The following is a 23,824-nucleotide window of genomic DNA, read 5'->3' as shown; positions in this document are numbered from 1 at the left end:
ATAATCGTTAAGATATTAGCTCTGATTTTCTCAAATAATTCTACTTTGCAAACCTAAAGGCGGTGGGTAGGCTGTATCCAAGGTGATGTTGTGGTGTTCCCGTTAAAGCGGGACAGGCTGTGATTTTTATTCTTGAGAAATGAATTCAGCCCAAGAAACTATTTTTGTCTTCTCTATCTTCCCTAATACTAATAAGTCAGAATCTCCTGTTACTAAGAAATCTGCGTTACTATCAATCGATAGACTCAATAAGAAATTATCTTTTGGATCTCTACATTCATTGACTTTTGATTCTACCCTTATTAATTCTCCAAAAGTTTCAATTTGGTTAAGAAGTGCTTTGACATCTGATTTTTTAAAAAATCTTTTGAATTTGGGCCTTTCTGAAACTTCAAAAAACTCTTCAAGCAATTCTTACGAAAAAATTAGTGTTACTTCCCCAGATTCAAGAAGTTCATCCAATTCCTTTTGTCTCTTAGATATCAAAAAACTTATCCACAGGTTAGTGTCTAGAATTACCCTTCTATTTTTCATACCGGGCTTTGCGGACTGCTTCAACCTCTTTAGTAATTTCTTCTAAACTTGGGGCTTTATCTGATTTATTCCTGAATTTTTTCAATACTTCAGAAAAAGTATTATCAGAATTTTCTTTTCTAATCCTAATCAAATCTAAATTTGCCAAATCTTTCAAAAGGGCTTTAGCTTTGGGATTCAATATATCAACTCTAATAGTTTCCATATTTTTAATCTTTCTTAAAGATACGAGTTTTTTAAATCGGTGGTCATTTTATCCTGCACCACAACGTAAAGAGTTTTAAACGCAATCTGGCCAAAAAAGAGAAGCCCTGGAAAGACGGTATCCTAGATTGCGGTTAAAACTGTGTTGAACGAAGCCGTGGTTTGCTATGGGTATTTCTTTGTTGCTTTCTGGGTATTTCCAAGGCTCAAAGTTCACTTTGAAGCCAAATTTGGGTATTTTTTGCTCCTTGTTTATTAGTGTTTGCATGCAATTGGACGTAATATTCCCCGGATACTTGATTTACCCAATATAATCGGTTTTCAGGTTTCAAAGAACTTAGTTTTTGTTTTTTTATTCCGGGGCTCTTGTTTTTTTCAGGTTGGGATCATGTACCATTCGTCCATTTTGACAGCAAGGACAGGAAAATGCCTGAGATCCTAGTATTTTTTCAAGAATCTGGTAGGTGGCCAGTCCCTCTAGAGGAGATCGGATCAGTGGCTTACCGAGCAGTTCCAGGCAGAGCTCCATTTTGGAGGTTCCCCCACAGTAGGCCATAATTCCGTAGTATCGGATTTTGTAGAAGTTGTCGGGCAGGATATGCCGGAGGAACCGTGAGGCGAATTCCCGTACTGGAAGGGTCATTATTTTTTGTTTGTTGTCACGGTAGTCTTTCCACCGGAAGCTGACACAGTCGTCATTGCAAGACAGAATCCGGCTGTTGCTGATGGCTACCCTGTGGGTGTACCGTCCCAGATAGCTGATGACCTGATTGGCACCTCTGAACGTTTTTTTGATGTATACGTGCCAGTTTTTGGCATACAGCACCTTTTTGAGTTGATCCGGATGAGTATAGCTATCAGTTTGACTATCAGGAATACGAAGGCTGTTTTGAATCAGAAGTTTGGTCAAACCCGAGATGAAGACACCTCTATAAATGGAGGCCAGCGCTTTTACCGGGACAAAGAACTTGCGATGGGCATGGATCCACTGCATCCGGTCCGGGTCTAATCCCCCTGCCGGGACAAGCATGTGAAGGTGGGGATGGTAGGTCAATGCCTGTCCCCAAGTGTGGAGTACCGAAAAACTTCCTGTTTCTACTCCCAGAAAGTCGGGATTGAGAGCGGCTTTCTTTACAGCAAGTGCACTGGAGGCAAAGAGCAGATCATAGCAGATTTTCTGATTGAGGTAGAACAAGGGCCGCAGTGACTCGGGTATGGTAAAAACCAGATGGAAGTACCGGACGGGAAGGATCCTTGCTTTGAGTTTTTCCACCCAGATCAGCTGACGGGCATACTGACATTTGGGGCAGTGCCTGTTTCTGCAGGAGTTGTAACAGATTTTGTGATGATCACACCGGTCGCAGAGCAGGGTGTGACTGCCCATGGCGGCAGTCCTGCAGGCGAGTACTGAGGAGAAGGCCTTTTGCTGGCAGGCTGAAAGGTGAAGATCGGAAGCGAACTCCCTTCCACAAGCCCTGAAGACATCGGCAAGTTCGGTGCCGGAGGTCCGCTGATTGACGGTTTCCATCAGAGGGTGTCCAGAGGGCTTTTGATCTGTGAAGGCTCAAATTTGCAGACATGAAGATAGACCGATGTAGTTTTGAGAGACCGGTGCCCAAGCAGATCCTGAATAATCCGCACACTGGTTCCCTGCTCCATGAGGTGGGTGGCGAAGGAGTGTCTGAGGGTGTGAAAGGAGGCATCTTTGGATATCCCGGTAGATTTTAAGGCTTTTTTGAGAACTTCCTGTGCACTCCTGCAGCTGTAAGGCTGGCCGGGGATCATACCTTCGAACAGGTAAGTCTTGGGTCTGTAGGAACGAAAATAAGCTCGGAGTTGATCTAGAAGTCCTGCGGGAAGCAAGGTATAACGGTCTTTGTTGCCTTTACCTGAACTGATGCGGATCTGCATGCGGGAGCTGTCCAGGTCAGCAGGCTTGAGATTCACTACTTCGTTTAGCCGGAGTCCTGCCGCATAGGTTAGTGCCACCAGGCAGTAGTGTTTTCTGTTTTTGAGACTGGCCAGAATAGCAGTGACCTCTTCTTTGGAAAAAACCACAGGAAGTGTCTTGGGAACTTTGGGTCTGCGGATTTTGACCGGATCCCAATCGCTGCCCAGAACATCCACCTGAAGTATCCTGAAAGCACTAATAATCTGGTTAATGGCAGAAGGGGAAAGCTGATCCTGGGCTACTTTCTTAAAAAGATAATCTTTGAGTTCTGTCGAACTGATGAGATCCGGTGACTTGCCGAAGTGTCTGGCCATTGCAGCCACCAGGCTGATGTAGGTGGTGATGGTTCTGGGAGAGTAATTTCTGACCCGCATCTCTTGGAGCATGCGCTGTCGGAGGCTTTTTTTTCCATGTTTAATAAAGATTTAGAATGAAACATGGAATAAAAATAACCTTAGCATCTCAAAATGAGAACAATGTGTCTTGTTGTGAAATGGACTGCCGACGCAGTCGGTTTAGTTCAACGTTTTTGGGCTTGGCGTTCGTGCGGGATTTCAGGGCACAAAACTGTCAACCCAGCACTAAAGTTGATTTGAAAAACTACACTTGAATTTAAGCACTTCACCCCGCATGACGCCAAACCCATGTTGGCAGCTGGCGTTCTTATTTTTTATAGACAACGTGTGAATATTCTTACAAACAAGTACTGTCTCGTTATCTCCATTTGACGGTATAAAATCTTTCATTTGTTTTAAATTTTTTTGGAATACTTGCAAGTATTGATTTCCGTAGTTCCTCAATCAATTTTTCTTTGTTAAAGTTTTTATGAACTACAAGGCTAATTTCTCTGCAAGGTTCTGGAGCTTCAAATCTGATTACATTATTTTTATCCAAATTTTCATTGAAAGCTAATTCAGGTATGAGTGTGTAACCTGATGTTTGTTTAATCATAATTTTTAGAGTTTCGATATTGCCTCCTTCCAATAGAATATTTCGATTTGGATTCAAATGCTTTAAGTCGCAAATATTTATTATTTGGTTTCTAAAGCAATGTCCCTGTTTGAGAAGCCAAATATCCGTATAGGTTAATTCGCTTATCTTTATTTTTCGATTTTTCAGCATTTGGTTCTTTTCATGGGCAAACAGTAGAAACGGTTCGTAAAAAAGGGGAATTTCTCGAAGCTGTGTGTCATTCAAAGGTGTTGCCATTATTGCTAGATCTAATTTTCCAATTTTAAGCGACTGAATAATTGATTCGCTCTCTAATTCTTCAATTTCAAAAAAAGTTTGATTATGCTTTTTAAAAAAAGAATCTACAAATGTTGGCAATAGATAAGGGGTCAATGTAGGTATAATACCGGCTTTAAAAATCCCTTTTATTTGACTGAGTTCATCATTAAAAATATCCTTAAGTTCTTGTATTTCTCTCATTATTTGACGGGATTTTGCAATAAATATTTCACCTAAAGGAGTTGGCTTTAGCGGGTGTTCGTTTCTGTCAAATAATGTTACGCCTATTTCTTCTTCCAATTTCTTTACCTGAATGGTTAGGGTTGATTGCCCAACAAAGCAGCTTTCAGCTGCATTAACAAAATGTCTGTGCGAGTCTAACGCAAGAACATATTTAATCTGTTGCAGAGTCATATTGATATTTTAAATAAGGATTACAAAAATATCAATTTGTTTGATAAGCAAACCTTTTTTTTCTTTGTCACGAATCAAAACGTAAAAAAATATGAAGTCTAAAATTTTAATCATTGCAATAAGCCTTGCGGCTATGCCCGCTTTGGCTCAAAAGATGACAACCAACTATGGGGCACCAGTTGGCGACAATCAAAATTCTAAAACTGTAGGTACACAAGGACCTGTATTGTTAGAGGACATCCACTTAATTGAAAAGCTGGCAGCATTTGACAGGGAGAGAATTCCAGAACGGGTAGTACATGCGAGGGGGGCAGGAGCATTTGGTGTTTTTGAATCGTCAGCTGACATGTCTGCTTACACGATGGCTGTACCTTTTCAAAGTATCGGTAAAAAAACTGATGTTGCTGTTAGGTTTTCAACAGTAATTCATGGTACGGGTTCCCCTGAAACAGTAAGAGATCCAAGGGGCTTTGCCGTTAAATTTTATACTGAACAGGGTAATTATGATATAGTGGGCAATAATTTGCCCGTATTCTTCATCAGAGATGCAATGAAGTTCCCTGATATGGTTCATTCATTAAAGCCATCTCCAATAACGAACAAACAAGACCCTAACAGATTTTTCGACTTTTTCTCACATGTACCAGAAGCAACACATATGCTTACACGTCTTTATACAGATTATGGTATTCCTCAAGGATATCAATATATGATAGGAAGTAGTGTACATGCTTTTAAATGGATAAACAGTAAGAGAGAAGTTCATTATGTAAAGTACCATTGGGAACCTAAACAAGGTGAGAGGAACTTGACTGTAAAAGAAGCTGCCATACAACAAGGACAAGATTGGCAACATGCTACTGTTTCGTTGTACAATGATATCAAAGAAGGGAAATATCCCCAATGGGATTTGTATGTGCAGATTCTAAAGCCATCAGAACTTAATAATTTTGATTTTTGGCCATTAGATGCAACTAAAATATGGCCAACGGATAAGGTTAAAAGAATTAAAGTTGGTACGATGACTTTAAATAGAAACCCTGTAAATTATTTTCAAGAGATTGAACAAATGGCAGTTTCACCTGGTTCATTGATTCCAGGGGTTGAGCCATCTGAAGACAAGCTGCTTCAAGGAAGATTATTTTCTTATTTTGACACGCACAGACACAGACTTGGGCCAAATTATCTTCAACTCGATGTTAATAAGCCCAAAAACAAAGTTGTAAATTATAATGCAGATAGCTACGCAAGTACTGGAAATGACAGATTTGAAAATCCAGATGTAAATTATCAACCAAGCAGAAAGGTTGCTGTTAATCAAAGCAGCGAATACAAATACTTTGAAACTCCAGTTAATAATGTGGTACTAACGCAAAACAACATTTCAAAAACTAATGATTTTGGTCAAGCTGGGGATTATTATCGCTCTCTTACAAAAGCAGAGAAAGATAATCTAATTAGCAATTTGGTAGGCGACTTGGGACAAGTTAAAGACAAAGAAGTTCAAAAAACTATGATAACATACTTCTACCGTGCAGACAATGATTTTGGTACTCGACTCGCCAAGGGTCTTGGATTTAATGAAAAAGATTTTAGATAAAGAATAATTATTTCGTTCGGGTCTTAGAACTGGCCCGAACGAAATAAATTTAAAATGCGATAAATATGAAATTACTTCTTCTTTTATTTACACTAACAGGATGTTTACAAGGAGCTGTAGCTCAACAAAGTTCAATATTATTAGATGAATGTAGAAAAGGAAACATTGATGGTGTAAAAAAATTAGTAGCATCAGACTCATCGTTAATTAACACCAAAGATGAAAAGGGATTTACGCCATTAATATTGGCAGTCTATAACAATCATGTTTCACTATCGCAATATTTGATTTCTAAAGGGGCAAATGTAAATGCTCAAGATAATTCTGGAAATACGGCACTAATGGGGGCTATTTTTAAAGGTTATTCCAGTCAAATTAATTTACTAGTCAAGTCAGGTGCTGACTTAAATATTCAAAATTTCAATGGAGCAACTGCCCTTATCTTTGTTGCAAATTTTGGAACTTATGAAATGGGAAAATTACTTTTAGAATCAGGAGCTAATAAATCAATAAAAGACGATAGAGGTAAAACACCTCTTGACCATGCTGTAATCCAAGATAATAAACGAATAATTGAATTACTAACGAAGTGACAAAAAGGGTGTACATCTACTGTCGCCTAACTGAGTTGTCGTTTTACGCTTGCTGCCAACTTATTTATTGCTGTACCTTTTTTAAATATACTTGCCCAATGAGGTCAAGTATATGCACCTTTGGTAACTTTTATTTTTTATAGACTGTCGAAGGGACTTTGAATTTTTTGAAGGCTTCTTTGACTTACATGGGTGTAGATCTCCGTTGTTTTACTGGAATTATGTCCGAGTAATTCCTGAATATATCGTAGGTCAGTCCCACTTTCCAATAAGTGAGTGGCATAAGAGTGACGCAACCAATGCAAGGTAACCGGCCTTTTGATACCTGATTTGTCTAAAGCTGATTTCAAAACTTTTTGGAGACTCCCTTCACTATATTTTTCTCCAGCCACTTGCCCTTCAAATAAATATACTTTAGGTTTTTCATTTTTGTAACACTCGCGTAGCAGTTCTAGAATTTTCTCACTGATTGGCACCAAACGGTCTTTCTTGCCTTTTCCTTGATTAATTCGTAGCATGCCCCGTTTTGAATCTATGTCCTGTGGTTTTAGATTCAAGAGCTCGGACCTTCTAAGACCACAAGCGTAAATTAAACTCAGCATCGTACGGTGCTTGATATTTTGATGAGCTCCTAGGATGGCTTTTACTTCTTCTTTGCTCAGGACGTGAGGCAATAATCTTGGGGTTTTGGGTCTTTCAATTTCGATCGGTTCCAGTTTTCGTTTGAGCCTGTTTGAAAAATATAACTTCACGGCATTGATGACCAAGGATTGGAAGGCAGCAGAATAGTTTCTACTTAGGATATAATCTTTGTGAAATAATTCCAAATCAGCATTAGTAATTTCTTCCGGGTTTTTGTTCCCTGTAAATCTGAAAAATAAACTGAGGCTTTGTGTGTAATTTTTAATGGTAGACTCAGAGTATCTTCTATTTCGCATCCAGTCCGTAAATCTTTCGAGCTCAGCAAGTGAGCGCGCACTGCTTGGCGCCAGCTTGATGTGTTGAGATTCCTCCGGCTCCACCAATTTTTTAAAGTTGCTATAGTCCAGCCAAGCTTTGCCCTTAAATAAGTTTAAAAGATTAGATATAATATCATCAGAGTAGGGGACTGCCCAAACCTTTAAATCCGTCTTCCACCTTGCTCCTGGAATAGTCTTGACTAGTTCTTTCAACTCATGATCAAAAGCAAATTCCAACAGAACTGCCGCCTTTTTCTGAATGATAGCGCTCTTGATAAAAATTGTTTTCATCGGAAAAAAATAAACGATAAAACAAGTTAAAATAAATTTTAAAAACCACTTCCTTTCTTCTTAGGTTTTAATGAAGATTATCATGATTTTTTGTCCACCTGCCAATATAGCAATAGGTATAGCTTTGAAGATCAATCAATAAACCGTCGTCAAAACCACCAATAATACCTCAGAACTGATCTCTAGATTTCTATTTTTTTCAGGATTGAGAATCAGTTGCTGCTCCTTTTTTAAGGAATTGGGCTTATATATTCCCAGAGCAATTTCTCCAAATTCAGATGCCTTGTCTTCTAATTGTCTAAAAGGAATCTGCCCAGGATTCAAGCCATATTCTTGTATGCTTCTGAAAATGATTTCTGCTCCTCCCGCAGTAAATAGCTCTTTAAAAATGCTGTTTACCTCTCTTTGCAAAGCAGTACCAGCTAAGAGATTACTTAGGATTAAAGGGCTAATAATCACTTCTGCCTTGTATTTCCTCAATAAGGTCTCATTGTGCGGATCTGAAAGTTCTAATAGGACATTGGGCTTTTTATCGAGTTTTTCTAGAAGTTCTTCCAGCAAGACATAGCCCACAATGGTTCGGGCATCGGCTTCTTCTTTTTCTAGAATTCTCCCACTACTGACCAAGATAATATTATCGAATGCAGAAATATCAATCTTTTGCAGGATGTTATCGTTGACAAAGTCTTCTTCTAGATGCTGAATTCTTATCCGCTCTGAAATGCTTTTTATTTTTTCCAGTCTAGCCTCTCTTTTTTCTTTGGGATAAACTGCCACGATGGTAATATCATAGTACTCATCTTCATAGGTGCTCAGCTCCCGAACCAAAGCTGGAATGTGGAAATTCCATCCCAATATCAGGATTTTTACAACTCCTGACTGCTCTTCTACTTTCAACTTTTCTTTGATCTGAATAGGGGGCTCTGGATTGTTGGCTATATTGGTTTTCAGTTCAATATCCGAGGAACTTCTGGCCATAAGCACCAGCCTGTCATTTTCTTCCAGTACAAATTCCGGTGCTACATTGAGCATGGGAGTAGGTTCCTCTCCATTATGCCTCACAAGACCTAAGATGACAGCCTTTGGAAATGCCGACCTGAGATCATGAATTGTTTTCCCCTTGACTTCAGGGTATTCTCTGCAATATAGATTGTTGTGTACACTATGACTTAAAAGCTCATTGTATACCACAGATAAGCCTTGAAGTCGTATGTTTTGAGCAATCAGCCTGCTGATAATGGTGTTGCTCCCAATTACCTCCATCGGTCCGGAGTAGGCCCGATAGGCGGCGTCTATTTTATTGTCATCTTGGATTTCAGCCACCACATAAGGGAAATTTTGATTTCCGGAAGATTCCTCTGCGGCGGCATTGAGTGACAATAAAGTTTTAATAGTTTCTACATCAGGGGTAACTAGTTCTTGATCTGTATAGGAAGAGCTTGGAATAATGATAGCAGCCGCATTGAGACTGTCGACTCGTTTGAGGTCTTCAGGGTCAATGGGTATCCCGGAGCGAAGTACTATGTCATCAGCAGCTTTTCCAATCAGAGGATTGCTTCGAAGTTCCTGAACATGCTCTGGTGTCACATCTTCTGCAAGAATGATCAAGTTCAGTCTTCTGGCTCCATAAAACTTCAAAAATCTTCTTAATCTGCCAACAGACTGAATAATTTCTCCTACAGTATAGCTTGTCTTGGAGTTCCAGCCTAAAATCAAGATGTGATTCTTTGCAGCAACCGGCGTAAAACCTTGTTCCAGGCTTCGGATTTTGGTATTCATCCAAGTGGTAATAATGGCCACCATCGAACCCAAGAATACCACGTATCCTAGCACCGTAAGTATTGTCGATACAAAGCGTCTCCAGTTGCCCTCATCATCCCCTAGATATCCAGGATCAGACAATCGTAAAAAGGCCCACCAAACCGCTTCTCCAAGATTCCCTGTGGGTTCTCCTGATGGCAAGACAAGCAGCCCCCCAATTAGTGATATCAATCCAATCAATAATGCTACATACAGCAATTGAACGTAAGCTCCTTTGACAAACTGGCGTTCAAGAAAAAATTTAATACTCTCTTTTATTCTAAGTCTTTTCATGCATTAACATTTATAGCCAATTCATTTTCCTGCGAAAGAATGGGAAGCTCTTTTAAAAACTGACCGTTCTTTAATTATACAAAAAAGAAAGCTTAGTATACTAATTGAAGATTGTTTGAGGAGGTTTTATTACTCTGCAAGTAATCTTCCTTCAGTTTAAAAACAGGAATTTTCATTTTGCGGTATGAGAAGGTGGAATCGAAAATGATACTGCTTGCTAAAAATCTAAATTTAATGGAATCGGATATCCATTTTATAAAATATTTTTTCCGATTATTCCCTGCTCTGCATTCTTTTACTTAGAACAATAAATTCTTTCTGAGGGGTTGTTTTTAGTTCACTGAATTTTATCGATTTATTTCCAAAATCGATTTTTCTTTGGATTCCAAAAAATGTTGAACGTTACTGGAATTGTTTAAAAGAAGTCTGGAAATATTAGTGGTTGTCAAATTACCAGATCTGAGCCAAATAATTTTGGGTGGAGAGTCTTTTACTAGACTCAAATCAACAAAGTCTGAATCGAAGGTGACAATTGCATATCCATTTTTCTTTGCAAAATTAAAGATTTTCAAGTCTGGAGCATTCTCTAACCCTTCAAAAAGAACATGTGTGGAACCTGGAAATTTTTCCTCTAAAAGTCTAACAATCTTAGATGATATGTTCTGATCAAAAAGTAGTTTCAAGTGGTGAACTGAAGTTTATGTTCTTTATCTGCTGCAAAAGCTAAACACGCATGTATCATTTCTTCATTTAACTCTTCAAAATCAGCAAGAATTTCCTCCTTTGACATTCCATTGGATAACCAGTTTAGTACATCATAAACAGAAATTCGGGTTCCTTTAATACAAGGCCTTCCAAACCTCCTATCTGCTCTGATTTCGATATATTTTTGATAATCCATAGCTAAATATACTGAATTATAAGATCATTTGTTTCCCCAATTAACCTTTGGATATTGATAATATCATTGATTTTGCTTCTGATTTTATCAAATCAAAAGGGGATCATTTTCCTGGATTATTAAAATCTTTTACGATTTATTACTTGATGATAATAAACCCTCCAAGGGATTTAAAACCCTTGGAGGGTACAAAAAAATCCTGCCTCTTTGGAAGCAGGATTTTTAAAAATTGGTCGGTGGGTGTAAACTTAACTTTCCGTAATTGTATTCAACTTGGCTAAGAAGCTATTGTAATATTGTCTTCCAACTTGTACTACCGATCCTTTCTTCAGAGTAATTTCTTTGGTATTAAAGCTTTCAATTTGTCCCAAATGAACGATGAAAGACTTCTGAACCCGTAGGAAAAACTGGGAAGGTAAAATTTCCTCAATTTCTTTCATGGACTTGCGGATGCTATAATCTCTATTTTTAGTGAAAATAGTCACCATATTTCCATTTGCCTCTACATAGTAAATCTCATCGTACGGCACTCTTTCAAAAGCATTGTCTGCTTTGATAAATACCGCATCGGTGACCAAATAAGGGCTTTCTTTTGGAGCAACTACGGCAGCTGTTTCCGTAGCAGGCTTGGTTCTTTTATTATAAAGCACGATTTCCACGATAGCGTGGATATCATTGGTGTTGAAAGGCTTTACAATAAACCCTGCAGGGGCAATTCTTTTTGCACGCTCAATGATGGTAGGATCTGAGTAAGATGTCACAAACACCAAAGGTGCATCCACCATCTGCTTTACAATTTCCCCCAGTTCAATTCCATCTTTATCACCCTTCAATTTGATATCCATAAATATCAAATCCGGACGATATTTTTTGATGACCTTGATACACTGATTGGCCGAGTTGGCAATGTCTATATTGACATAGCCAAGGAGCTCTAAGATTTCCTGAATATTCTCTGCAATACTTGGGTCGTCTTCGACTATTAAAATCCGCTCTTCTTTCATGGGTTTGGCAGATAATGCGTTTTAGTGGATGTATCGGGTTAAAAAAGCGATATAAAATTACTTTTCCACTAATTACAGAATTTAATTCGGGAAATCAAATGCTTTTTTTTGGTTATGAAAGTTATAAGCTCATCATTTCCTTGAATCGTGCTGCCTGTCTGCGACTTACCTCAATTCTGTCTCCTCCTTTTAGTGTGACAACCAAGCCTCCATTAAACCAAGGTTCTATACCTTCGACCCAACCTAAGTTGATAATATGCTTTCTGCTGGCACGGAAAAAGGACTTCTCATCCAGTCTTTCATCCAAGGCATTCAGGGACTTATGGATCATTGGCTTGAAATTATCGAAGTAGACTTTAATATAATTTCCGTCGGATTCGAATAGCCTTACATTGGACAACCTAACAAACCAGCATCTGTCTCCATCTTTGACAAATACCTGATCATCCAAGGTCAATTTTTTATTATTAGTCGAAGCAGCTTCTTCTTCACGCTTGATTTGATTTTCAATCTTGCCTGAAAGTCTCTGAATAGCTTCTTCTAATCTTTTGGGCTCGATAGGCTTCAGCAAATAATCCAAAGCATTTACCTGGAATGCCTTCAGTGCATATTCGTCATAAGCTGTGGTGAAAATTACGTGAGGAACATTGTCCAGCTCCTCCAACAAATCGAAACCTGTTTTCTCCGGCATTTGAATATCCAGAAAAATCACATCGGGATTGAGTTGATCTATCTTCTCCTTGGCATCCTCCACATTCACTGCTTCTCCGACTACTTCGACGGTTTCCAGCTGATTTAATAAGTTGATCAGCTCTTTTCTTGCCAATCTTTCGTCATCAATAACTATGGCTCGCATATTTTTTCAGTTTATTGTTCTAAAGTTACTCTTTGTTTGGGGATTTTGATTTCGGTGATAACAAATTGATTCCCGGAATTGAATATACGGAACCTAGCTTTATCCCCATAAATTAACTTAAGCCTTTGTACCGTATTACTCAAACCATGGCCTCCATCGGCTTTGGGCTTCAAGCTCGGAGGAGTTTTGAGATAGCCGCTGTTTTTAACTTGGATATACAAATCATCCTCCAGTCCTTCCCGGCATTTGATCTCAATAATACCCCCCTTCACCAAATTAGAAATTCCATGCTTGATGGCATTTTCCACAATGGTCTGAAGCATCATAGGGGGGATTTTGTAATTGAAAGCCTCATCTTCGATTTGATATTCTACCTGTAGTCTTTCTTCAAATCGGATGGATTCCAGCATGAGATAATCTTTTACTGTATTCAGCTCGTCCTCAAAGTCAATGGTCTGTTTTTTATCCATCATCAGTGAGAAGCGAAGTATATTCGAAATTCTCGTGATCGCATTTTTAGCTTTATCTGGATCCTCATCCACCAAAGCTCTCACGCTGTTCAAAGCGTTGAAAATAAAATGTGGATTGAGCTGGCTTTTCAGATGGTTGAGGCGGATTTGGTTGATTTTCGCCTCATATTTTAGGGTATTGTTGTAGTTGTCCAGAAAGTGAAAAAGGAAATACAGCAAAAACCACATAGCGTAAAAAAGAAAAGCTATAAAGAGGTTGGCTGAAATAACCAGCAGCTGAAAATCATTCTGGGGGTTTAAAATCCCAAAAGCAATGTTGATTAAAATCTGTACAACCACATTGACTAAACTCAAAGCCAACATGGCCAGGACCGACTGAAGTAAAAGTTGAGGAATGCTCAACTTGAACCAATCGTATGTCTTGATTATGTAGCGAATAAAATGGGTTGAGAGCAGGTAAAATACCGCAAGAACAATAAAGCCCCAAACCTGAACTTGATTGATTCCGGTGGAGGAAAGGGATGCAAAAAGTATCTGGACAAATGCAATGCTTCCCCAGCCCAGAATTTGTAGCAACCAGTATAGACGAATTCTATTCATAGAACCTCAAATATACTGAAGCTATGAAAAGGAATCAGTGGATTGTGATAAAAGGAATATAGCACTGATTTGGCCCTGAATCAGCTATTTAATTCAATTTTAAGAAACTTGCCTGTATGGCTTTTAGCATTCTTCGCAATCTGCTCAGGTGTGCCTTTTGCGATTATAGTCCCCCCTTTGTTTCCTCCTTCAGGTCCCAAATCCACCACATAATCAGCTACTTTGATGACATCCAGATTGTGTTCAATAATCAATACTGTATTGCCTTTATCTACCAGCTTTTGCAAAACTTTCATCAGCATCTCAATATCCTGAAAGTGCAGTCCCGTAGTAGGTTCATCCAGAATATAGAAGGTTTTTCCAGTGTCTTTTTTGGAAAGCTCAGTTGCCAATTTCACCCGCTGCGCTTCACCTCCGGATAGAGTAGTAGCGTGCTGTCCAAGCGTGATGTAACCTAAACCCACATCATTCAAAGTCTTGATCTTTCTTAGGATTTTTGGTTGGTTATGGAAAAATTCCACTGCCTGCTCTACCGTCATATCCAAAACATCGGAAATGGATTTTCCTTTAAATCTTACTTCCAAAGTTTCCCGATTATAGCGCTTTCCTTTGCAAGTTTCGCATGGGATATGGACATCAGGTAAGAAGTCCATCTCAATCAATTTCATTCCGGCACCTTCACAGTCCTCACATCTTCCTCCTTTGACATTGAAGGAAAATCTTCCCGGTTTGTATCCCCTGATTTTAGCTTCTGGGAGTTCTGTGAAAAGTGTTCTGATATCTGAAAATACTCCCGTGTACGTGGCGGGGTTTGATCTTGGTGTTCTACCAATCGGAGACTGATCCACCTCAATTACTTTATCCAGATGCTCCAAGCCTTTGAAGCTTTCATAAGGCATGGGGTCTTTTTTGGATCCATAAATATGTTGCCTCAAAATGGGGTACAATGTCTCATGAATCAATGTACTTTTCCCTGATCCCGAAACGCCGGTGATCAAAGTCAGAGTGCCCAGTGGAATTTCTAAATCTACATTCTTCAGATTATTTCCACTTGCACCTTTGAGGATTAAGCTTTCGCCTTTTCCTTTTTTGCGCTCTTTGGGAATTGGTAGCCCAAGTTTCCCTTTCAGATAATCGGCAGTTACTCCCCCTTGCTTCAGAATTTCCTCGGGCTTGCCTGATGCAACAATATGTCCGCCATGTCTTCCTGCTCCCGGTCCCATATCCAACACAAAATCGGATTCGAGCATCATGTCTTTATCATGCTCCACCACCAGCACCGAATTACCAAGATCTCTTAGGCTTTGTAGCGCTTTGATCAATTTGACATTGTCCCGCTGATGCAGACCAATACTGGGTTCATCCAGAATGTAAAGCACTCCCACAAGCTGAGTACCTATCTGGGTTGCCAGACGTATTCGCTGAGCTTCTCCTCCGGAAAGCGTTCTCAATGGTCTGTTGAGCGTCAAATAATCCAAGCCAATATCTAGGAGAAAACCTATCCTCTTTCTGATTTCTTTCAACACTTCCTGACCGATGATCTGCTGCTTTTCAGTCATTCGGCTTTCCACGCCTTCAAACCAATCTCCTAAAGCTCGAATGTCTTTATGTGCTAATTCTCCGATATGCGTATCGTCGATTTTAAAGTGTAGTGCTTCTTTCTTCAGGCGATATCCATTACAATCCGGACAGGTCTGAGTGATGGTAAACTCTGAAACCCAGTCCTGAATTTTTTCAGAACTGCCTTCCTGATACTTTTGGAGGAAGTTGACAATTCCCTCAAAGGTTGTATGCCACTTTGTTCCCGGATATTTCACCGAGTCTACAGCTACTTCAACCTTATCTCCGTAGAGCAGGACATCCACCACATTTTCAGGTAGCTTATTTATAGGCGTACTCATGCTGCATTTGTAATGCTTCAGGATCGCCTCAATTTTCTTAAATATCCAGATGTCTCTGTATTCGCCCAAAGGAGCAATTCCCCCTCTGGTAATACTCAGACTGGGATCGGGAATGATGCTCTCTTTGGTAATTTCCTCAGTAATCCCCAATCCATTACAGGTAGGGCAGGCTCCATATGGACTATTGAATGAAAAAGTGTTAGGGGCAGGCTCATCGTAAGAAAGGCCTGTTTCCGGATCCATCAAGTACTTAGAGAAATGGTGGATTTCTCCCTCCTCATCCCGAATCATAATCACCCCTTTGCCATGTTGCAAGGCAGATTTGAGGGATTGAGTGATTCTAAATCTATCGGACTCATCAGCGACAATACGGTCGATGACAATTTCAATGTCGTGAATTTTATAACGGTCCACCTGCATTTTGGGAACCATATCCATCACTACACCATCAACCCGAACTTTGGAGAACCCCATTTTTCTGATTTGCTCAAAAAGCTCTCTGTAATGCCCTTTCCTTCCTTTGACTACCGGAGCAAGGATGTAGAGTTTTTTTCCTCCAAACTTTGAAAAAAGTTGCTCGATAATCTGGTCTTCGGTTTGTCTCACCATCTTTTTCCCGGTTTCATAGGAAAAAGCTTCTCCTGCTCTTGCAAAAAGCAAACGCATGAAGTCATAGATTTCGGTAACAGTACCTACCGTGGAGCGAGGATTTTTCGAGGTGGTTTTTTGCTCTATGGCAATTACCGGTGAAAGCCCATTGATCTTATCCACATCGGGTCTTTCCATCCCACCCAAAAAAGATCGGGCATAAGCTGAAAAGCTCTCCAAATATCTTCTTTGTCCTTCCGAATAAATCGTGTCAAAAGCGAGGGAGCTTTTTCCGCTTCCGCTCAGACCTGTCACCACCACCAGTTGGTTGCGGGGAATTCTGACATCCAGATTTTTCAGATTATGCTCTCGGGCACCAAAAATTTCAATAAATTCTTCCTGAGAAGCAGTGGATTGACTCATAAATCGATGGGCAATTTTAAACGGCGAAGGTACTCAATTAAAGCCTGAAGTACCAGAACTACTCCAATAACCTGAGGACTCACTGTCTGGTTTCCAGAATTGGATATTTTCCTGAATTAAACTGTCAATTCCAATAAATTTCCTTCAGGATCTGATATTACAGACTCATAATATCCATCGCCTGTAGTTCTGGGTCCATCCAAAATCGGAATGCCTTCAGATTTGAAAAATTGGGTCATATCATCCACCTTTTCCTTGGAGCCTAAAGAAATTGCTATATGGGCATAGCCTGAATGTATTTTTGATCCTTCTGCTCTGCTTTCCAGATCTTTTCTATTCATCAGCTCCAGTCTTGCACCATTGGGGAATTTCAAAAAATAAGAACTGAACCCTTTTTTTGGATTGAAATAAAGCTCTCCTGCTTCAAGGCTCAGGTAATGGCAATACCAATTTTTCATACTCTCCAGATTCTCTACCCAAATGGCTATATGCTCTATTTTCATCTGGTTAAAATTTGTTTTTTAGAGGTCATCCCGATGACTTTAGGGAGGAATGCCCAGAATAATTATCCCCCTCCCGAAACAAGTTCGGGACAAGTTGTGTGAGTTTTTTCCTAATTGGCATTTCATATCATTTACCATTCTCTTCCAACTGGAATCACTTTCCAGTTTTGATCAAAATAAGGGGTCTTTTCATAAAACCAACGATAGATTCTTCTCGCATTTTTAGCGAAGTCAGGGTCTTCTGATTTTTTCGTCTCAAATTCGGTTTTGAGCTTTGGATCTTTTGCTAGCATTTGAGCAATCATAGGCTCCATGATGTAAGTCTCCATATATTCTGTTTGGCTGAATACGGAATTGAAATACCCCCATTGAAAAAAGCTGTCCACGGATTCCTCTTCCAATAATATTACTGCCAGTTCCCCCAAAGCTTGGTCAGTTTTAACTCTTGCCGAACCTGAAAGGAAAGTTTGCGTTCGGTAGATTTTTTCTGAAGAAAATTCCTGTACTCTCATTAAGCCTTCATAGGGCTGACTTCCCATTTTAAAGTCCATTACTTTGGAGTATTCTAGCCTGATATCTTTTGGCTCACTCAAGATTTCCATTTCAATCCCGTGTAGCTGCAATTTTTCAATGACCTCTGACCACTCTGAGGAAATCCAATAAGCTTTGGGAATAGGGACGGTTTGCACAGGTACGTCCATCAAAAGGGTAGGAACTTCCTGAGTGATAGCCTTACCTTCCCATACCACATATTCGGATCCAGTAAGGGTAGATTTTTCTTTTCTGGACGCTATCCCTTTGAATTGCATGGTGTCGGCTGGGTTCTCCCTAAATTTGAATTTCACATCAAGGGATTCCTTTGCCTGATTTTGATCCAAGGTAACCGCTTTTTTAACTGCGTCATAATGCTTAGCCATGGTCAAAATCGCTTGTTCCATGAATACATATGTTCCCAAAACCCGTTGTCTGAATGGCTTTAGAGAATGGTTTTCTATCAAAATAGAAGGAAGATGACGAGCATCACCATATGTGTGAGAAAATCTGGGGCTGAAAGAAAAGGCTACATTTCCGGAGGAAAAATCATCCCCATTCGCAGCGAATAGAAGAGGGCCTGGAATATGACCCTTGCTACTCAAAGCAGCATCGACTTCTTTCTGAAAAGTATTAGCTAAAAACTGACTGATAGCAGGAGAATACCCTCCTGTCTTTACGAAACCGTAAGTGATGTCATATTGATAGTCTGCTCCATCAGTGACATGCACGTCCACATATAAGTCCGGCTCATATTCATTGATCACTTCTATGACGGCCTTAACTCCAGCAGTTTCGATTTTGGTAAAATCCCTATTGAGGTTGAGGTTTTTGGCATTGGTTCTCCATCCCATTTCTACCGGCCCTCTTTGATTGACACGGCCATAGGGACTTCTTCTTTCATGCCCATCCACATTGAGAATGGGTATAAAAAGAATATTGGCCTGATCCAATAAGTGACCCTTTTCTCCATGGATGATATCCCGAAGCAACATCATGCCTGCATCTTTTCCATCGATCTCTCCAGCATGGATTCCCCCGTGGAAAAATATCAGTGGTTTCTCTTCCTTTTTTAACCTTTCTCCGTCAAAAAATTGATTTTTGGAAGCGATGAGTATCCAAATATCTCTTCCCTGTTCACTTTTGCCCAGGCTTTTAAGTTGGAGATAAGGACTGGAGTCAGCTAATTTTTTGATCCAAAGGTAGGTTACTTCATAAGTTGGAGATTCTTTCAAGTCGCTTGCTTCTCCTGGAGTGATCCAAGGATGATCTTTTGCTACAATCAGGGCTTCCGATTTTCCTTTCCAGGGCAAAAGTGGAGGCATTACATCTTGAGCGTAAGTGAAAATTGGTAAAAGGATCAGAAGGAGTAGGGCTTTTTTCATCATTACATACAATATAGAGGCAAAATAAAAGCTCAAATCGAATTATCCGATTTGAGCTTTACCTAATGGTCTAAATATCTTTTGAATCAGGATTTGTACATCAAATCATAGTATTCTTTTGCCATTCTATTACTTTCAAAAAAGCCGATGACATCTTTCATGCCTTTTTGAACTAAAGCTCTCCAGCCTTCTGGATTATCGTAATAAAGCGGAAGAATTTCTTTTTCCAGCACTTCATAGAGTTTATTCAAATCGTATTCGTCTTGTTCTTCCACATGCATGGATGCATAGTTAGCAGGAGGAACGATGAAGCTGTTTTTCCCATGCTCTGCAAATTCACAGATCCATCCGTCAAAAGTGGAAAGATTTACTCCTCCATTCATGGATGCGGTCATTCCTGAAGTGCCGGAAGCTTCTCTCGGCACTCGTGGATTATTCAGCCAGATATCAGATGCCTGTTTGAGACGCTTGCTAAGAGTCAACTCATAGCCTGTGCACACCGCCATATTAGGATATTGCTTGCTCAAATGAACCAGCTGGTTGAAAACAGAAATGGCATTGTAATCTAATGGATAAGGTTTACCTGCCCAGATTATCTGAATTGGATATTTCGAATTGCGCATCAATGCATCAAATCGGCGGATATCTCTGGTGATCAATTCGGCTCTCTTATAGCTTGCAAATCTTCTGGCCCAAACGATAGTCAGTACTTTCGGGTTCATGAGTTTACCTGTCTGATCTGCTACGATATCGAATGCTCTTTTCTTCAAATACTGTTTTCTGTCTTCAAAAAGAGCCACATCGTCCTGCTCCATGTAATGATAGAGTTGCTTATCCGCCCAGTATTTGAAGTTTTGGGAATTGGTGATGTGGGTGATTTCCGGAATGTTTTTGTAGGATTTCCACATTTGCCTACTGACTTTTCCATGGAGTTCGGAGACTCCATTGGCTTTTCTGGCGAATCGAAGTGCTGCCAAGGAGTGATTGAAAACATCACCTTCCATACCGGTGAGTTTTTTCACTTCATCCACAGAGTATCCGTTGAAAAAGCTCATTTTATTCAGTAGATGAATATCGTGTTTTTCATTTCCGGCCTCCTCTGGGGTATGCGTGGTGAAGACCAGACGTTTTTGAACTTCCTTCTTGCTACCGAATTTTCTCATTAGATGAAATACGGCACTGACTCCGTGAGCTTCATTCAAATGGTATACATCCGGATTGAAATTGAGAATATCCAACAATTTGGCTCCGCCGATACCCAGAAGCAAACATTGCGCAATCTTGGCCGCAGTGTCGGAGTCATATAATTTATGAGTGATGGTCTGACTGAGATAGTCATTTTCAGGAAGGTCTGTGCTCAAAAGAAATAAGGGGGCAGACTTGAAAGTGTCCGGAGCCAAATAGAAAGCCTTGACCCAAACTGGCACATCATGAACTGTTACCTGAAACTTGATTCCTGTATCCTCCAAGAAGCTGTAGGTCTTCTCGTACCACTCCGGCTTAAGTGTTTGGTCATGATGCCTCGTCTGATCGTAATAGCCGTATTTCCAGAGGATACCAATCCCAATCAAATTTTGTCCCAGTTCATAGGCACTTCTAAGATGTGAGCCTGAAAGGAATCCCAAGCCACCTGAATAGATTTTTAAAGGTTGGTGAATGGCAAATTCCATGGAGAAATAGGCCACTTTTTCAGAATAATCTGAGGATATCGAATAGGGTACTTTATAGTTTTTAAAATCTGTCATAGTTGTCTGAATAAGAGCGCCTAATTTATGGGAAAAGAAATCGCTTTTAAGCAGAATTTTGAGGAATGTATCAGGAAAATTTAATGCAACCGGTTGAAATCTAGCTTGAAGGTGATATTAAAAAATCAAGTCGATTATCATGGGCTTAGTTGTTATGCAAAGCAAGATTCTCTGATCATTTCCTTGATTTTAACCGAGGAGCTGGTTTGCTCTTAATTGAAAGCCGATATTATTTTCATCATTCTAAAGCCAAAAACTTTTAGCTGAGTTCACGAAATTATTAAGAGGCGAAAACATTGAAGTAAGATATAAATACTGTCTTACTGATTTTTCTAAAATAAAATAACGTAATAGATGCAAAATACATCCCAAACAGTATAAAGAATAACTTAGCTATTTTATTATAGATTCTTTAAAAGCTGATTAAAGTCATCTTTTTAGCCAATTCTCGTCAAGTTTTAATCCAATCGCTGAACCTACTTTTGGATCAACAAACAAGTTCACTAACCCTTTAATGCGATGGAAAGGCTTACAAAATACATACTGTTGACGCTGATCGTGGGAGTACTCCAAATACAAGTTGGATACGCTCAGCAACAGTTGTTTACAATCAAAAATTCAGCAGAGGTAAAAGTTTCCGGCACTTCTACAATTCATGATTGGGATATGGTAACCGAAGGTCCTTTACAAGGCCAAGCATCCATAAACCTATTGAGTGGAAAGCTGGAAGGAATTCAAAGTTTGACGATAAAAGTTCCTGTCAAATGCTTGAAAAGCGGCAAGAGCTCTATGGATAAAAATGCTTATGAGGCTCTAAAGGCGGAGCAGTTTCAGTCAATTGATTTTCAATTAATCAGTCTGGACGAAATTCAGAGCAACTACCTGATGGCCACTGGAAAACTCAGTATAGCAGGAGTTAGTCAGACTGTAAAAATGAAGGTCAATTACCAGGTGAATGGAAATTCTGTCCTTTTCTCCGGTAATCTTCCGATCACCTTTTCTCAATTCAAACTTAGTCCACCGACTGCTGTATTCAACACCATCAAAACCGGTAACGATTTACAGATTTCTTACAAAGCGATTTACGAACAAAAAAATTAACCCTTATCTCAATTGATTATGAAAAAGCACTTAACCTGGTTTGGCACATTGGCGATAATTCTCATGGCGCTGAGCCCTTTGGCAACAAATGCACAAGAAAAAACCGAGTTGCAATATTTTAGATCCAATGATAAAGAAGGTCTAAATGTATTTGAAACTCCAAAAGAAGCGAAAGGTACCTTTGATAAGGTAAAAGTATTCGTTGGAGGTGATTTTGCACTCCAATTTCAGACCATTAATAACTACAACAATCTCAATAATTTGGTGGAATTAGGTTCCAATTTCAACCTTCCTTCTGCTAATCTTAACATCAACACCCAATTAGCTGATGGTATGAGATTGCATTTGAGAACTTATCTTTCTTCTAAGCACCATGTAGAAGCTTGGGTAAAAGGTGGTCACCTTCAAATTGATAAGTTGGACTTTATCAGACCTGGTTTTATGGAAGGTTTTATGAGTGTTGCAACCATAACTGTTGGTTTGGATGAATTCAACTACGGGGATGCTCACTTTAGAAGATCTGATAATGCCCGAGTGATTTACAATCCTTTCATCGGAAACTATATAATGGACTCATTTTCTACTGAGGCATTCGGAGAATTAACCATTCAAAATAATGGGTTTATCGGAGTCATTGGTCTTACCAATGGTAAACTCAATCAAAATGTAATTGTCAATGATAACTCTGACAATAAGGCTTCTTTCTACGGAAAACTGGGTTTTGATAAGCAATTGAGTGATGATTTACGCCTAAGATTAACAGGTTCTTGGTACTTGAATAATGGTACTACCACAGGTACTTGGTTGTACGGAGGAGACAGAGCTGGTTCTAGATACTACGGAGTGATGCAGGCTTTGGAGGGAAATGCAAGTGATTTCGAGGGAAGATTTAATCCAAGATTCAAGCAAATGACCGCGATGCAGTTCAACCCTTTCATCAAATATAGAGGCTTGGAATTCTTCGGGATCTATGAAGTGGTTAACAACTCTCCAGACCAAGGAGATGGTCAATTCACTCAAGTAGCGGCAGAAACACTTTACAGATTTGGTACCACCGAGCAGTTTTACCTAGGACTCAGATGGAACTCAGTGAATGGTAATGCAAATAGCACTGCTCCTGATACCAAGATTACAAGATTGAATTTAGGCGGAGGTTGGTTTATGACTAAGAATGTGCTTCTAAAATTAGAATATGTAAATCAAGAGTATAAGGACGGTTTTGCTCCGGATAGCAAATACTTTGAAGGTCGCTTCAAAGGTGTGAACTTGGAAGCTGCGATTAGTTTCTAATCCAGAAACTAAACCACCCCAATCGGCCCTGTAAACGGGGCCGATTTTAAAGTTTTACAGCTATGGAAAAGATATTGATCTCTCTTATTATTGTAATACTGTCATTCAGTTTCAGCTTAGAGCGTAAAGTAGAGATTACGCATTGGAAGGTATCTAAGGAAAGTGTGGTTGAAATTTTAGGTAAAACCAATGTCAATCAATTCGAATGTGCAGCTTTAGGTTATCAGGGGAATGATATATTAATTGAAACGCTTTCTCCCGAAAAGCACATTGCTCACTGGTCTGGAGAAATTGTGTTGAATTCAACCAATTTCAATTGCTACAACAAGTTGATGACCAAAGATTTTCATGAAACTGTCAGAGCAGAAGAACATCCTGAAATAAGAGTAAGGTTTTTAGATCTTGTCCGAACCAACCCCAACACCCCCTCTGAAAGTCTCAAAGGGAATGTTGAAATTACTCTTGCTGGTGTGTGTAGAAGATTTCCGATTTCCTGTCAATTGCAAATCAAGCAAAACGGAAAAACTACACTCAGCGGAAAGCAAACAGTTACTTTTTCAGACTTCTCAATTAATCCGCCTGTTAAGTTTTTTGGTACTGTGAAGGTTCAGAACGAAATCCAAGTCCAGTTCGGGTTAGTATTGGAGCAAATTTAA

Annotated in this window: 21 protein-coding genes; 5 read left to right on the top strand and 16 right to left on the bottom strand. The window is 39.5% G+C overall.

What is annotated here, in order from left to right:
• Window positions 1-126 precede the first annotated feature (126 nt).
• The 5 genes from B2906_RS02080 to B2906_RS02060 all read right to left on the bottom strand — a co-directional run bounded on the left by B2906_RS02080 (window position 127) and on the right by B2906_RS02060 (window position 4,333).
• Window positions 127-411, bottom strand: a complete 285-nt coding sequence (locus B2906_RS02080) for a putative toxin-antitoxin system toxin component, PIN family (protein ID WP_255590442.1) — start codon at window positions 409-411, stop codon at window positions 127-129.
• Between the two features lie 112 nt (window positions 412-523).
• A complete protein-coding gene (locus tag B2906_RS02075) occupies window positions 524-739 on the bottom strand; it encodes a hypothetical protein (RefSeq protein WP_219957578.1) in 216 nt (71 codons plus the stop codon).
• 351 nt (window positions 740-1,090) lie between these two features.
• Window positions 1,091-2,266, bottom strand: a complete 1,176-nt coding sequence (locus B2906_RS02070; RefSeq protein WP_286935412.1) for an IS91 family transposase — start codon at window positions 2,264-2,266, stop codon at window positions 1,091-1,093.
• Window positions 2,266-3,075: a tyrosine-type recombinase/integrase gene (locus tag B2906_RS02065; RefSeq protein ID WP_219957580.1), complete on the bottom strand. Its 810-nt coding sequence runs from the start codon at window positions 3,073-3,075 to the stop codon at window positions 2,266-2,268. Before B2906_RS02065 ends, B2906_RS02070 begins: the two co-directional genes overlap by 1 nt.
• Before the next feature lie 328 nt (window positions 3,076-3,403).
• Window positions 3,404-4,333 carry a LysR family transcriptional regulator gene (locus B2906_RS02060; protein ID WP_219957582.1) on the bottom strand — a complete coding sequence of 310 codons (930 nt, stop codon included), beginning with the start codon at window positions 4,331-4,333 and terminating at the stop codon, window positions 3,404-3,406.
• 91 nt (window positions 4,334-4,424) lie between these two features.
• Between B2906_RS02060 and B2906_RS02055 the strand changes: the two genes are divergently transcribed.
• The gene (locus B2906_RS02055) at window positions 4,425-5,933 is read left to right on the top strand and encodes a catalase (RefSeq protein WP_255590443.1); all 1,509 of its coding nucleotides are present in this window, start codon (window positions 4,425-4,427) and stop codon (window positions 5,931-5,933) included.
• Between the two features lie 65 nt (window positions 5,934-5,998).
• Window positions 5,999-6,526: an ankyrin repeat domain-containing protein gene (locus B2906_RS02050; RefSeq protein ID WP_219957583.1), complete on the top strand. Its 528-nt coding sequence runs from the start codon at window positions 5,999-6,001 to the stop codon at window positions 6,524-6,526.
• Between the two features lie 137 nt (window positions 6,527-6,663).
• Here the strand turns inward: B2906_RS02050 and xerA are convergent, their stop codons facing one another.
• The 11 genes from xerA to glgP all read right to left on the bottom strand — a co-directional run bounded on the left by xerA (window position 6,664) and on the right by glgP (window position 20,777).
• Window positions 6,664-7,776 (bottom strand): site-specific tyrosine recombinase/integron integrase, encoded by a 1,113-nt coding sequence (gene xerA, locus B2906_RS02045; protein WP_219957584.1) that lies wholly within the window; start codon window positions 7,774-7,776, stop codon window positions 6,664-6,666.
• Window positions 7,777-7,911: 135 nt separating this feature from the next.
• The gene (locus tag B2906_RS02040; protein WP_219957585.1) at window positions 7,912-9,870 is read right to left on the bottom strand and encodes a CASTOR/POLLUX-related putative ion channel; all 1,959 of its coding nucleotides are present in this window, start codon (window positions 9,868-9,870) and stop codon (window positions 7,912-7,914) included.
• Between the two features lie 347 nt (window positions 9,871-10,217).
• Complete coding sequence (locus B2906_RS02035; protein ID WP_091651638.1) at window positions 10,218-10,553, bottom strand: DUF5615 family PIN-like protein; 336 nt, start codon at window positions 10,551-10,553, stop codon at window positions 10,218-10,220.
• Entirely contained in the window at window positions 10,550-10,771 is a 222-nt protein-coding gene (locus B2906_RS02030) for a DUF433 domain-containing protein (RefSeq protein ID WP_219957586.1), read from the bottom strand. Before B2906_RS02030 ends, B2906_RS02035 begins: the two co-directional genes overlap by 4 nt.
• A gap of 248 nt (window positions 10,772-11,019) precedes the next feature.
• Window positions 11,020-11,775 (bottom strand): LytR/AlgR family response regulator transcription factor, encoded by a 756-nt coding sequence (locus tag B2906_RS02025; protein ID WP_219957587.1) that lies wholly within the window; start codon window positions 11,773-11,775, stop codon window positions 11,020-11,022.
• 121 nt (window positions 11,776-11,896) lie between these two features.
• Entirely contained in the window at window positions 11,897-12,631 is a 735-nt protein-coding gene (locus B2906_RS02020) for a LytR/AlgR family response regulator transcription factor (protein WP_091651629.1), read from the bottom strand.
• 11 nt (window positions 12,632-12,642) lie between these two features.
• The gene (locus tag B2906_RS02015; protein ID WP_144607465.1) at window positions 12,643-13,701 is read right to left on the bottom strand and encodes a sensor histidine kinase; all 1,059 of its coding nucleotides are present in this window, start codon (window positions 13,699-13,701) and stop codon (window positions 12,643-12,645) included.
• A gap of 80 nt (window positions 13,702-13,781) precedes the next feature.
• The gene (gene uvrA / locus B2906_RS02010) at window positions 13,782-16,613 is read right to left on the bottom strand and encodes an excinuclease ABC subunit UvrA (protein WP_286935409.1); all 2,832 of its coding nucleotides are present in this window, start codon (window positions 16,611-16,613) and stop codon (window positions 13,782-13,784) included.
• Window positions 16,614-16,729: 116 nt separating this feature from the next.
• Entirely contained in the window at window positions 16,730-17,116 is a 387-nt protein-coding gene (locus B2906_RS02005; protein WP_286935408.1) for a VOC family protein, read from the bottom strand.
• Window positions 17,117-17,247: 131 nt separating this feature from the next.
• A complete protein-coding gene (locus tag B2906_RS02000) occupies window positions 17,248-19,035 on the bottom strand; it encodes a M14 family metallopeptidase (protein WP_286935407.1) in 1,788 nt (595 codons plus the stop codon).
• A gap of 83 nt (window positions 19,036-19,118) precedes the next feature.
• Window positions 19,119-20,777, bottom strand: a complete 1,659-nt coding sequence (glgP, locus tag B2906_RS01995) for an alpha-glucan family phosphorylase (protein WP_286935406.1) — start codon at window positions 20,775-20,777, stop codon at window positions 19,119-19,121.
• Between the two features lie 519 nt (window positions 20,778-21,296).
• Between glgP and B2906_RS01990 the strand changes: the two genes are divergently transcribed.
• The 3 genes from B2906_RS01990 (at window position 21,297) to B2906_RS01980 (ending at window position 23,824) form a co-directional block, all read left to right on the top strand.
• Window positions 21,297-21,878, top strand: coding sequence for a YceI family protein (locus B2906_RS01990; protein WP_286935405.1), 582 nt, complete (start codon window positions 21,297-21,299; stop codon window positions 21,876-21,878).
• An 18-nt stretch (window positions 21,879-21,896) separates the two neighbouring features.
• Window positions 21,897-23,168: a hypothetical protein gene (locus B2906_RS01985; RefSeq protein WP_286935404.1), complete on the top strand. Its 1,272-nt coding sequence runs from the start codon at window positions 21,897-21,899 to the stop codon at window positions 23,166-23,168.
• Window positions 23,169-23,230: 62 nt separating this feature from the next.
• Window positions 23,231-23,824 carry a YceI family protein gene (locus tag B2906_RS01980; protein WP_219957594.1) on the top strand — a complete coding sequence of 198 codons (594 nt, stop codon included), beginning with the start codon at window positions 23,231-23,233 and terminating at the stop codon, window positions 23,822-23,824.

The organism is Algoriphagus sp. UBA3586 (genome assembly GCF_002376385.1).
In the GTDB taxonomy this organism is placed as follows: Bacteria; Bacteroidota; Bacteroidia; order Cytophagales; family Cyclobacteriaceae; genus Algoriphagus; species Algoriphagus ornithinivorans.
The sequence above is the reverse complement of the archived record's forward strand: the minus strand, read 5'-3'. Positions and strand labels throughout refer to the sequence as shown.